12 protein-coding genes are annotated in these 12,011 nt (G+C 65.9%); 7 read left to right on the forward strand and 5 right to left on the reverse strand.

What is annotated here, in order from left to right; translation table 11 throughout:
- Positions 1 to 3: 3 nt before the first annotated feature.
- Positions 4 to 1,377 (reverse strand): NAD(P)/FAD-dependent oxidoreductase, encoded by a 1,374-nt coding sequence (locus ACJ512_RS03045; RefSeq protein WP_407688693.1) that lies wholly within the window; start codon positions 1,375 to 1,377, stop codon positions 4 to 6.
- 328 nt (positions 1,378 to 1,705) lie between these two features.
- Here ACJ512_RS03045 and ACJ512_RS03050 point away from each other — a divergent pair, with 328 nt between their 5' ends.
- The gene (locus tag ACJ512_RS03050) at positions 1,706 to 3,145 is read left to right on the forward strand and encodes a recombinase family protein (RefSeq protein ID WP_369741958.1); all 1,440 of its coding nucleotides are present in this window, start codon (positions 1,706 to 1,708) and stop codon (positions 3,143 to 3,145) included.
- 217 nt (positions 3,146 to 3,362) lie between these two features.
- Here the strand turns inward: ACJ512_RS03050 and ACJ512_RS03055 are convergent, their stop codons facing one another.
- The 4 genes from ACJ512_RS03055 to ACJ512_RS03070 all read right to left on the reverse strand — a co-directional run bounded on the left by ACJ512_RS03055 (position 3,363) and on the right by ACJ512_RS03070 (position 7,006).
- The gene (locus ACJ512_RS03055; protein ID WP_369741957.1) at positions 3,363 to 3,536 is read right to left on the reverse strand and encodes a hypothetical protein; all 174 of its coding nucleotides are present in this window, start codon (positions 3,534 to 3,536) and stop codon (positions 3,363 to 3,365) included.
- Positions 3,536 to 5,086, reverse strand: coding sequence for a replication initiator (locus ACJ512_RS03060; protein WP_369742072.1), 1,551 nt, complete (start codon positions 5,084 to 5,086; stop codon positions 3,536 to 3,538). The genes ACJ512_RS03055 and ACJ512_RS03060 overlap by 1 nt, the downstream gene beginning before the upstream one ends.
- An 80-nt stretch (positions 5,087 to 5,166) precedes the next feature.
- Positions 5,167 to 6,567 (reverse strand): FtsK/SpoIIIE domain-containing protein, encoded by a 1,401-nt coding sequence (locus ACJ512_RS03065; RefSeq protein WP_369741956.1) that lies wholly within the window; start codon positions 6,565 to 6,567, stop codon positions 5,167 to 5,169.
- A gap of 100 nt (positions 6,568 to 6,667) precedes the next feature.
- Positions 6,668 to 7,006: an SCO3933 family regulatory protein gene (locus tag ACJ512_RS03070; protein WP_369741955.1), complete on the reverse strand. Its 339-nt coding sequence runs from the start codon at positions 7,004 to 7,006 to the stop codon at positions 6,668 to 6,670.
- A 291-nt stretch (positions 7,007 to 7,297) separates the two neighbouring features.
- Here ACJ512_RS03070 and ACJ512_RS03075 point away from each other — a divergent pair, with 291 nt between their 5' ends.
- The 6 genes from ACJ512_RS03075 (at position 7,298) to ACJ512_RS03100 (ending at position 11,758) form a co-directional block, all read left to right on the forward strand.
- Entirely contained in the window at positions 7,298 to 7,639 is a 342-nt protein-coding gene (locus ACJ512_RS03075) for a putative quinol monooxygenase (RefSeq protein WP_369741954.1), read from the forward strand.
- Positions 7,593 to 8,843 (forward strand): helix-turn-helix domain-containing protein, encoded by a 1,251-nt coding sequence (locus tag ACJ512_RS03080; RefSeq protein WP_369741953.1) that lies wholly within the window; start codon positions 7,593 to 7,595, stop codon positions 8,841 to 8,843. The genes ACJ512_RS03075 and ACJ512_RS03080 overlap by 47 nt, the downstream gene beginning before the upstream one ends.
- Positions 8,844 to 9,318: 475 nt before the next feature.
- On the forward strand, positions 9,319 to 9,987 hold the full coding sequence (locus ACJ512_RS03085) for a hypothetical protein (RefSeq protein WP_369741952.1): 669 nt from the start codon (positions 9,319 to 9,321) through the stop codon (positions 9,985 to 9,987).
- Positions 9,988 to 10,167: 180 nt separating this feature from the next.
- Complete coding sequence (locus ACJ512_RS03090; RefSeq protein WP_369742071.1) at positions 10,168 to 10,857, forward strand: chymotrypsin family serine protease; 690 nt, start codon at positions 10,168 to 10,170, stop codon at positions 10,855 to 10,857.
- A gap of 111 nt (positions 10,858 to 10,968) precedes the next feature.
- Positions 10,969 to 11,523 (forward strand): hypothetical protein, encoded by a 555-nt coding sequence (locus tag ACJ512_RS03095; RefSeq protein WP_369741951.1) that lies wholly within the window; start codon positions 10,969 to 10,971, stop codon positions 11,521 to 11,523.
- A gap of 31 nt (positions 11,524 to 11,554) precedes the next feature.
- Complete coding sequence (locus ACJ512_RS03100) at positions 11,555 to 11,758, forward strand: hypothetical protein (RefSeq protein ID WP_369741950.1); 204 nt, start codon at positions 11,555 to 11,557, stop codon at positions 11,756 to 11,758.
- Positions 11,759 to 12,011 lie beyond the last annotated feature (253 nt).

Consider the following 12,011-nt stretch of genomic DNA (forward strand, 5'->3'; position numbering starts at 1 on the left):
GCGTCAGCCGGCCTGCCGTTCGGCGGCGTCGGCGCTTTCGGCCGCCGCCAGCGTCTCGGCCTGCTGCTGCGCCCAGTTCACCAGCGGCCGCGCGTAGATCATCTGGCTGGTGATGGCCATCTGGCCCCGGGTGCGGCCCAGGAACGATATCCCCCAGGCCAACAGGGCGGCGACCCGGTTCCGGTATCCGACAAGGTAATACAGGTGCAGCAGCAGCCACGCCAGCCAGGCGATGAAGCCGCCGAACTCCAGCTTGCCGACTTTCGCGACGGCGCTGTAGCGCGAGACGAGGGCCATGCTGCCCTTGTCGCGGTAGCCGAACGGTTTTCGGTGGGCCGGGTCGTCGGTGCCCTTGACCGCATGCTTGATGATCGTGGCCGCGTACTGCGCCCCCTGGATCGCACCCTGGGCCATGCCGGGAACGCCGGGCACCGACATCAGGTCGCCCACGACGAACACGTGCGGGTGGCCCTTGACGGTGAGGTCGGGTTCGACGATAACCCTTCCGGCGCGGTCGGTTTCGGTGCCGTCGGACTGGTCGGCGATCATCTTGCCCAGCGGACTGGCCTGCACGCCGGCCGCCCACACCTTGCAGGCGCATTCGATCCGCCGTTCGCCGCCGTTCTTCTCCTTGATCGTGATGCCCATGTAGTCGACCGCGGTCACCATCGCGTCGAGCTGGACCTCGACGTCCATCTTCTCCAGCCGGCGCTGCGCGATGAGGCCCAGCTTCTGGCCCATCGGCGGCAGCACCGCGGGGGCGGCGTCGAGCAGGATGACCCGGCAGTCGCTGGGCTTGATGGTGCGAAACGCCCCGGCCAGGGTCCGTTCGGCGAGCTGGACGATCTCGCCGGCCAGTTCGACACCGGTCGGTCCGGCCCCGACCACCACGAACGTCAGGCGCCGATGCCGCTCGGCCGGATCGGTGGCGACCTCGGCCGCCTCGAACGCGCCGAGGATGCGGCCCCGCAGTTCGAGCGCGTCGTCGATGCTCTTCATGCCGGGCGCGAAGGCGGCGTACTCGTCGTGGCCGAAGTAGGACTGCTGGGCGCCGGCGGCCACGATCAGGCTGTCGTAGGGCGTCACCGTTTCGATGCCCATCAGGTGCGACCTGACCGTCTTGGCCGTGAGGTCGATCGCGCTGACTTCGCCCCACAACACCCGGATGTTCCTCTGCTTGCGCAGGACCAGCCTGGTGGTCGGCGCGATGTCGCCCTCCGACAGGATGCCCGTCGCCACCTGATACAGCAGCGGCTGGAACAGGTGGGTGGTCGTCTTGGAGACCATGGTGATCTCCACGTCGGCGCGCTTGAGCGACTTGGCCGCCGTCAACCCGCCGAATCCGCTCCCGATGATCACGACGCGATGGCGCGACATACTCGTCCCCTCTGATTTTTCGTGCTGGCGGTTTGCAGCGCACCAATACCGTACGACGCCGGCGGCGGTGCCGGGGGTGAGTGTCGTCGTACCCCGGTGGCATACCCGCACGTATGTTCGGCTGGGTTTCGGGTTTGTGGCCGTCGGCGGAGTCGGCGGCGTTCGCGGAGTTGTTCGCCTATCGGCTCTCGCGGTGCGCCGAGGACGAGGTTGCGTCGGGGCACTGGCCGCCGGGGCGGACCGGCTGGGATGCCGCTGTGGGCGCACCCAGTGTGCGGGGGCTGGCCCCACTCATGCCGCCAAGGTTAGATGCTGCTAATATACCCCCATGGCGAAGATGAAATCCGCTGGTCAGCGGGCTGGGGTGCGGTCGGCGGCGATTTACGCGCGTATCTCGGCTGATGTGGAGGGCACCGGGTTGGGGGTGGCGCGGCAGTTGGAGGATTGCCGCAAGCTGTCTGCTGACCGCGGTTGGCCGGTTGGCGATGAGTATGTGGATAACGATGTGTCGGCGTTCTCGGGCAAGCCGCGTCGGCAGTATGCGCGGATGCTGGCCGATCTGGCATCAGGGGCGCGGGATGCGGTGATCGTCTACAACTTGGACCGGTTGCATCGCCGACCGGTGGAGTTGGAAGAGTTTGTCGCTTTGTGTGAGTCGGTGGGTGTGCGAGACGTGGCTACCGTGACCGCCGATATTGACCTGGGTAACGATGACGGGTTGTTCATGGCCCGGATTTTCGCCGCGTTCGCCGCCAAGGAGTCCGGGCGCAAGTCCGCACGTATTCGCCGCAAGATGTTGCAGAACGCCGAACAGGGACTACCGCACGGCTCGGTGCGTCCGTTCGGCTACGAGGACGACAAGATCACGCTGCGGACGTCGGAGGCGGCGGTGGTGCGTGAGATGGTGGACCGCTACTTGGCGGGCCAGTCGTTGTTGTCGTTGACGGTGTGGCTCAACGACTCCGGCGTTTCCCCGGCGGTGGCCAAGTCGTGGCAGACCTCGGCGGTGCGCCAGATCCTGTGCTCGGGCCGTATCGCCGGGCTGCGGGAGCATCGTGGTGAGGTGATCGGCCCCGCGAAATGGCCGGCGATCATCACCCCGGCGGAGCGGGACCGGATCTTGGCGCGTATCGCGGCGCGGTCGGTGACCAAGACGCGGGCGGCGCGCACGTATGTGTTGTCGGGGATGCTGCGGTGTGGGCGTTGCGGTAATCGGCTGTATTCGCAAGCCCGGCACAGTAATCCCGATCATCGGGTGCGCCGCTATGTTTGTCTGAAAGGACCCGATCATGGCGGCTGTGGTCGGCTGACGGTGGTCGCCGAACCGGTTGAGGCGTTGTTGACTGATGCGGTGTTGACCCGCCTGGATTCTCGGGATCTGGCGAAGGTGTTGGCCGGCAAAGCCAGCCCTAATCATGATGTGGCGGCGTTGGCGGCGGCCGTGGAGGCCGATCAAACGCGCCTCGATGAGCTGGCCGGGTTGTATGCCGACGGCGCGATCAGCGCGCGGGAGTGGATCGCGGCCCGCGACCCGATCACCAGCCGCATCCAGCAGGCCAGGCGTGACATCGCTGAGGCCACCGATACCAGTGAGGTTTATGAGTTGGCGGGCACCGGCGGGGCATTGCGCCAAGGGTGGCCCGACCTCGACGTGGAACGTCAGCGGAGCATCGTTAAATCGATCTTGGATCACGCGGTGATCGCACCGGGCACCCCGGGTTCGCGCAGTCTGGACATTAACCGCGTGCAACCCTGTTGGCGTATCTAGGTTTTCGGCGTCGTGGATGATCCCTGGCGAGTGCCGAGTGTGTCTCTGGGTTGGTGGGCGGTCAAGGCCAAAGCCGCGCGCGCTCGAAGCCAGCTTCGAGCCTGGACAGCCCGCCAGCCCAGACGTCAGGAATGCTCTTATCGCCGGGAAGGGTTGTTTTGAAACGGCTTTCGTCGTCTATCCGGTTGGCCGGTGACGGTACGGTGCCATTGCGTGCTTAGCGCAGGAGGGTTGCGATGGCGGCCAGGGTGGTGGGGTCGGTGACGGTGACCGCCAAGTTCTGGCGTTCACATGAGGCGGTCAGCCAGGCTATGAACTCCGGGCGCTCGTGCAGCGGGACCGCGCCGGCATCGTGGTTGTTGGCGGCGCCGCCCGCGGGCGTCGTGGCCATCACCCTGCCCCGCGTGGTGGCGGCGGGATGCGGGTGGAGACAGTCCGGGATTCGGTGATACCGGTGATGCGGGCGCTGATGTGGCGCAGGGCTGCGGAGATGACCAGGACGCGGTCACCGGCGCTGGTGTGTCCGGCGCGGTCGAACTCCCACAGCATCTCATCGGTGTCGATCGGTTGCTGCTGCCTGCCTGTGCTCGCCGTCACGTCGTCAGCGAAATGGGCGGATTGCGTATCGTCCTGTCGCCCTGAATGTTTGGCTATCTGGTTACGGGTCCAGGTGGCGCGGGCGGCGCGCAGGGCACCCATGGTGGTCGAATAGCGCCGCGATTTGGTGGTGATGTGGCCGCGGTAGCCCAGGGTGTGCAGCCAGCGCCCGATCCCCGCCAACGACGGGCCTGCGGAGGCTGGGTGTTCGGCGAGTCCGGCGATGGTGGACAGGATGGCCCGCACATGTTCAGTAACGTCGAGTTCGCCGATCGCTTCTGCGGACAGCCGGCGCGCGGTGATGCCGAAGTCGTGCAGGGATTTGGTGACGTATTTCGCCAGATATGCCGCAACCCTGCGCGGCGACAACCGCGATGTCGTCATGCGCGCGGTGTCGTCGACTTCGGAATCGCTTGCGGTTATTGGTTCGGGTGTCAATGGTTGGGTATCAATTTGGGTGCCGAACCGCACCGTGCGCACCCCGCCCGGGTTGGGGTAATCGTCGTCGCCGGCGGGCACGTCGATACTGACGCGACTGGCGGCGTGTTGGATCAAGGCGGCCAGCTCGGCGGCGGTGATCGGTGACGACCAGCCGGGATGCTGCTCGGCTACCGGACGAGACACCCCACCACCCCGCGGGGCGGCGGGGCCGTGACGATCGTGGTCACCTGATTTCGTGGTGTCGTTGGTGGCGGGTGGCGGGTCGAGGCGGATCAGGGCATGGATGTGGGGTATGGCGCGGGCTTGCAATTCAACGACTTTGACAAAGCTGACCCGCACCGAGCCGGGCTTGACGCCAACTGTTTTCAGGTGCGTCGCCACGGCGCGCCGTAGTGCGATGGTGAACCGCCGCCACAGTTCGGGCAGATGCCAGGTGAACAAGACATGTCCCAGATAGTCGTAGCAGTCCGCGCACAATGGTTGGCCCACCACAGGGTCATCGACACTGTGGATTATGGTGCAGCGCAGGCAGTTTCCGTGCCGGCAGCGGCCCGCCGACCTGTTGGGTATGGCGTGACACGGGGTTCCGGTGGCGTTATGCACGGCCCCGTAGCTGGGGGCGGTCAAGGTGGTGAACACTTGCGGACGGTTGGCGACCTCGACGGGTATGTCGTGGTGGCCGCCGGCGGCTCCGGCGTGCACGAGTTGCCAGGTGTCACGGGCGTAGAGGTCTGAGCATGACGGGCACACCGACGCGCGGCGGTTGTTGCAGCGCGTCCACACCGTGTGCTGACGCCCGGCGGTGTCGGCACCGAGCAGCTGGATCGGGTGGGCGCAGTAACCGACCGATTCCACTCGCCGCCACCACGACCCGAAACCGGGTGAGGAGGCGCGCCGGCACATCTGGGTGACCACCGCATCGGCATCGATGGTGGCCGGCAGGCCCGGCAGCACGATCACCGGGCTCTGCGTCGTTACGGTCTTCACCGATTTCCCTGTTCGCCTGAACGCGGTGCCCGAAAGGTGCGGGCCAACAAGGTGATATCGCGATCGGTGACGTGAAAGGCCCGGACCCGTATCGGGTCGGCGGTGCCATCGATCATCACGTACCCGACACCGGGCGTGGCATCAGCGATCAGGTCGCATTCGGCGCCGGCATCGCGGGCTCCTTGACCCAAGACCATCGCGGTCTGGGTGGCTTCGGTCATGCGCAGCCCGATCCGCACGGTGAACAACTGCCGCACCGGCAGGGTGTCTTTGGCCGGGTCTTGCACCGCGGCCACCACCGATATCCCGACCGCGCGGCCTTGGGAGAGCAACAGGCCCAACAGTTGCTCGGTTTCGGTGCGCAATTTGCGGTCGCTGACATAGGCGGTCAGCGCGGCGATCTCGTCGATGATCACCACGATCAACGGCTCGGTGGTGCTGGGGGCGTGCAGGCGGGTGTGTCCGCGCAGCCGGTTGGCCCGCGCCTGCATCAACCCCACCAGCCCGCGCAGCAGTTCAACGGTGGGCTGGCCGGTGTGGTGGCAAAACACCGAAAACATCGGGGCGCCCGCACCCAGCTCCATGCCGCCTTTGGGGTCGATCACCCACAACCGCACCCGCCCTGTCGCGACCTGTGGTGCCAGTCCGGCGATCAGCGACCACAACACCGAGCCCTTCCCGGCTCCGGTGGCACCGGCGATCAAAATGTGCTGGCCCACAACGGGTAGCTGCCACCAGGTCCGCATCTCGGTGATCCCGACCCGCACCGCGGTCAAGTCGACCAAGGTTGCCCGCGTCGGCATGGGCAGGGCAATGGGTTGGGCCAGCACGTCACCGCGACTGATGATGATCCGCAGCTCACCGGGGGTGGTGGCGCGGATCATGAGCCGATTGGCGCGCCACGCCGCCGCCAGCGCGTCGCCGCACTTGTGCCAATCACGGATCGATTGGCCGGCCACCAGCCGCACGATGAGCACGTCGGCGTGGTCTCCGATCTGCACCGACCGCACCGCGGGTATCAGGGTGCGCTCACCCAGCCGGGCGGTCAAACCGTGCAGCGCGCACACCGAGTCCCAGGTGCGGTGATACCGCCACCACGACAGCCAGCGCTGGCGCACCGGCGCGGTTACCCACGCGGTGAACGAGGACGGCTCCAGCGCTGCCCAGCCGATATAGGCCGCAGCAGCTAGGGCGGCGGTCAGCGCACCTGCGCGGGGGCCGTGGCCGATGGCGACCCAGATCGAGACGATGACGGGGATACTGAGGACCGGGAACAGGATTGCCCACCACAGCAGCTGCCCGGCGGCTTTGACCAATCCCCAGATCAACTCACCGATCCAGTCATCATCAGATGACTGATTAGTGTTGCGGTTGTAGCGGTTTGAGGTGTTCGACATGATGGCACGCTTTCCATTGCGACGGGTTGTGGTGTTGCCGGGGCGGCCGGCCCGACAGCCACACCGCGCTCATGCGGGTGCTGCCGGGCCAGCCCTTCGGTTACCGGGCCTGCTGGCCCGCCTTCGCGGCCGCTGCCGGGTCGGCGGCGGTGATGGCCTCGGCGCGATACGCGATGCCCGAGCGGCCGTCTTGGGACCACGGCAACGCCACCAGATCCGACACCGCAACAGGTTGGCCGACAGTAACTTTCGGCTCGCCAACCACGGTGACTGCCAGCACCTCGCCGCCGGTGGCGTCCAGGGCGATCAGCTGGACCTGCCACAACGCCTGCCCGGTCGCCTTGTCGATGCGTGGTGCGCCGGTGTCGAAATTGGTGCGCTGCTCGGGAATCCGGGTGCACAGAAACGTCACGCCGGTGGTCTCGATTCGCAACTTCATGATGATGTGTCCTGTCTTCTCTGGTGAGCGGCCCAACGGTGTTGTTGGACGCGCCACCCAGTGCAGCCCGACACCAGCCAAGGTCGAGAACGGAGGACCAAAACACACAGCGCGGCTGTGCAAAACTGTGCGGTGCCTCGCACCGTCGCGCGTGGATTCACGGGTTGCCGCCGCCCCCGCCGGTGCCCGCTCTTGTCGTCAACGCCGCCAACGAGGCAGCCCGGTAGGGTGTGCTGCAACCGCGCACACGAGAACGACAACAACGCGCCACAGCCGTGTCGCACGTTGGGAGTGACATTGTTCGCACTGCTGGTCAGGTTCACTATTCGCGCGGGACACGAGGACGCCTTCGACGCACTCGTCGCGCACACATTGGCCGCGATCACTACCGAGGAACCCGACACGATCGTGTATGCCAGCCACACCCAGGCCGACGAGCCCAGCGTGCGGGTGTTCTACGAGTGCTACCGAAGCCACGACGCGTTCCAAGCACACGAAGCCGCGCCGCACACCCGCCGGTTCCTGGCCGAGCGGACCCAGCATCTGGCCGGCCCGCCCGAGGTGTGGACACTTACCCCCGTTGCCGGTGCGATCAACGGAAGGCCCCTTCGAGGCGACGGTGCCCCGCGCTGACCCCACACCCGGCGACCTGGTTCGTACCTACCGAGAAGAAAAGAACTGGTCACGGGAGCGCCTGGCCGGCCAGATGCACAAATCGGTCAGCTGGATCGCCCAGATCGAACGCGGCGAACTGCCGCTGGTCGACATCACGGTTTTGGGGCGACTCGCCGCGCTGCTGGGCGCCCCGCTGCAAGAGTTCATCGAAGCCGCCCTGGGACCCGACGCCGAGACCGCCCGCAACCGGCCCTACGTGGAGCGGCTTCGTCTGGCCATCGCCGGACACCCCGCCCCCGACAGCATCATCACACCGGTAGCCGACGGTCCACCCTGCGATGTGGAATCACTGCGACAACGCACCGGCCACATCTGGGAGCGCATCCACGCCAGCGCCTACCGCGACATGGGACCAGCCATCGCCGCCCTGATCGGCGAGCTGGAAAACGCTAGCCGCACCGCCGCGAAAACCCAACGTCCCGAACTGTTTCCGCTTCTTGCCCAGACCTATCAAGCCGCCGCGGCGATGCTGGTCAAAGTCGGTGACCGCGGTGCGGGATGGGTCGCCGCCGACCGGGCCATCGCCGCCGCCGAACGCACCCACGACCCCGCCCTGATCCTGGCCGGTCAACTACGCATGGCCCGCACCCTGCTCGACTCCAGCGAACAAGCACTGGCCCGCCACGTCTTAACCCAAGCAACCCAACGACACGAATCCATCATCGCCGGCGGCGATCACGCCCTGATCTCACTCGTGGGCTCCAGCGCGCTGCTGTTGGCGATTCTGCACGCCCGCGACGCCAACACCGCGGACGCCGAACAATGTCTGACGGTGGCACGCCGGCTCGCCGCCGTCCTGAGCGCCGACCGCAACCACCACGACACCGAATTCGGACCCACCAACGTGGCCATGCACGCCGTCGGTGTCGCAGTCGAACTCGGCAACGGACAACAAGCCCTCGACCGCGCCGCCCATGTCCGCCACCCCGAGCAGCTCTCACCCGAACGGCAAGCCCGGTACCTGGTCGACCTCGCCCGCGCCCACCTGCTCACCCGCTCCGGGCGCGGCGCACTGCTGGCCCTGATCAAAGCCGAACAGATCGCTGCCGAAGAACTCGCCGAATCACCGCGCGTCGCCGAACTCATCGACGACATCGAAGCCCTGCACCGACGCCCGCGCCTGTCCGGCCTGCGTGAACTCCGCCAACGCCTCTACGGGTAAACGCCCACTCCCGCGATCCCCGCGACACGGCCGCTGCCGGCCCGCCGCCTCGGCCACCGCAGCACCGTTCCCACAGCTCACCACCCACCTGAGCAGATCCGCCCTGGCGGGTGGCTACCTCCGGGCTCCGCTGCGCTCCCTCTGCTTCCGTCCGCTGGCGCTTCCGTCCGCGCCGGTCGCTGCACTGCGCCCTGCGTCCGCCACCCGCCACCGAGACCAGCCCACCGGTGAGCCGTGAGAGAACTTCCGCCGGCCGGCCGGACATCGGGCAGCGACGATCGTGCGCATGGCGCTCCCAGGCGCAGCCGTCGAGTCGCCCTCGCTGGCGCAGATCAGATCACGACCGACTCCTGAAACAATGATGTCTGACATCGGCGGTGAGGACTTTCTTCACTGCTATCAGGCGCGGTTTCGTCCTTCAAATTCCGAGGAAACCCCTGACGCCGCAGCGTCTCGCCTGCTACGTTCAGGAGCTATGACTACGCCGAACTACCCGCAGCTCGCAACAACTTTCCAGCAACTTACTGACAAGGCTCAGTCTCTGGTGCAACAGTTCCAGAAACAGGGCACTGCAGGTAGCCCTCAACTGGTGAGCATCACCACTCCCGGCTCCTACACCGTCCAGATCCCGTCCGGTGCGACTTCGGTCGACATGATCGCGCGTGGCGGTGGTGGTGGCGGCGGCGGATACGACGACGAGTCCGGCGTCGCGGGCGGGACGGACGGCGGCGAAACGACCGCATCGGTGAACGGTGGAGGTGTCTCGATATATGCCACCGGCGGCACCGGAGGCGGCGAAGGCGATGGAGGCACTGCGGGCTACGGTGGTGACTCGCCGAGCGTCATCTTCAATGGGCAAAGTTACACGGGCGGTATCGGCGGTGCCGCAGGTGACAACAGCGCTGGGGGCAACGGTGCGTCGCCGGGCGGGGGCGGCGGCGGTGGCGCTGGCGGCACATCTGGCACCGAGGGCGGGGGCGGCGGTGGCGGTGGCGGGGTCGAGCGATACACCCAGACCATCAGCTCCGGGATGACCGAGATCGCAGTAACCGTCGGAGCCGGAGGTATTGGTGGTGCCTCAAGCACTAACGCACCGGGCGGCAACGGTGGTGACGGCGCCGTATACCTCTACTTCCATACCTGACCACCGCATGCTTGCGATTGACCGCGCCGCGCCCCCAGTCCTGTTTCTTAGGTCGCGGAATCAGCATGGCCGCCGCTGCCGTGCCGCGATGATTGGGATGGGTTTCGCCCCATGCTGACACCCCTGATGACGTGACTGAACGAGTGACCAACGACCCGGTAGCGGGGGAGGCTGTCGATGATGCGGGCGGGATATCGCTGGTGGGCCGGAGTGTGCGTGTCCGTGCTGCTGCTTGCCGTCGTGTGTGCCCCCGCCGCCTCTGCGGCGCTCCCGCTGGGCGGCGGAGCGGGCATCATCGTCGACGGCACGTACTGCACGCTGAACACGATCGGCCACGACAAAACCGGAGACCTGGTTGGGTTCACCGCCGCGAGCTGCGGCGGACCTGACTCCCCAGTGGTTGCCGAGGGTTCGGAAAACCTCGGTCCCGTAGGCACCGTGGTGGCCCTTGCCAACGACCCTGGTCTGAAGTACTCCGTGATCAAATTCGACCCCGCCAAAATCACCCCGATTGCTAACTTCGCCGGATTCGTCATCAACGGCATCGACACCAGCCCTTTCGAGCGGGGCCAGCCAGTGTGCCGACTCGGGGCCGCCACCGGTGACTTCTGCGGCCGCATCGGCTCCCTTCCATTCCGGAACCGGCGAATGTCCATGGGCGGGGGCGCCTATCAGCCAGGCGATGACGGCGGCCCGGCCACGTCCGATGGCCTGCTTCTCGGCCTGATCACCGGTGGCATGTTCATCCCGCCCGACCTGCAGGGAGCGCCGCCGCATCAATTCATAGAGATGACGACGTTCAGCGCCATCCTTGATGATGTCAACAGCACTGGTGGCCCCGGCGCGGGATACATCCCGGTTCCTGCCTAATGCTGGCAGTCCAAGGCCGGCGTGCGTTGGCCATTATATCGAGGCTGAGTCAACTTTGGACGGCTTGTTCAGGGACTGGAGTCGCTGTACTACGAGGAGGAATGTCGATCCTTGTCGATCGGGAATTGTCAGGCGACCTCTGTTCCGGTGATTTGCGAGTTCGGCGGCCGGTCTGATGTCGGTCGATCATTCCAGCGGTTTGCCATCGTTGAAGGTGGCAGCAGCTGGGACAGGACGATCAAGCTCGCCTGCGTTGACCTTGCCCTGGCGGGGCTGTTGCTGACCCGGGCCGCGCGATCGGGTGCGATTCACCATCAGGCGCGGGCGGCGAGCGCGGTGAATGCGCTGCTGGGAAGGTCCCGGGCGGGTGCGCAGCTGGTGGTCGCGACGATGGATCAGGATTTGGAAGCGATCCAGCGCCAGTTGGATCAGACGACGGCGCAGAATCGGTTGTTGGCGGTGCGGTTACGTGCGTTGGCTGCGGTCTATCGGGGCGGCCCGTCGGACCGCCCCGCCCAACACCCCCGAACGACACCCGATCCCGGCTCGTCACACCCACGACCAAACATCACAACAGCCACACCCGGCCACACGCGTCGCGCCACACTGACGACCCAAGGATCAAGCAGTCAACTTTCGCTACGTGGCAGTGGTTTCGGGGGTTGAATGAAGCTGAGTTGGTGGTAATGTCGAGAACGTGACAGAAGATCAGTTCCTGATAGCGCTCTATGGAATTGTCACCGAGGCTGCCAATGCATTCGCCGGGTTTTTGACGGGCCATCTTATCCTTGATGATCTCGATGACCTCTTGGAAGCGTTGTCGTTGCTTTTTCTTGCCGCCGATATCGCACTGCACTGGGTTCAAGTAGGCGTTTGCCTTGCCGCGGATTTCGCCCCCTAATGAATTGACGTAATCTATCAAACAGTCACTATTGGTGGCTTTCGCCTGAATCTACTGACGTTTCTGTAGGTTCGTTGACTCGCGAATATCAAAATATGGAGAATACTCCACACCGACTACCGGCGCCCGCTGTCAACATTCCAGACCGCGTTCACCGCAATCCGCGGCCTCATATTCTTCACCCAGGGTTTTGAATAAGCCTCCTTGTTAATATCCCTAGAAGCCCAAGACGCTGGCCAAACTATGCATGAAC

The organism is Mycobacterium cajalii (assembly GCF_045809005.2).
Taxonomy (GTDB): Bacteria; Actinomycetota; Actinomycetes; order Mycobacteriales; family Mycobacteriaceae; genus Mycobacterium.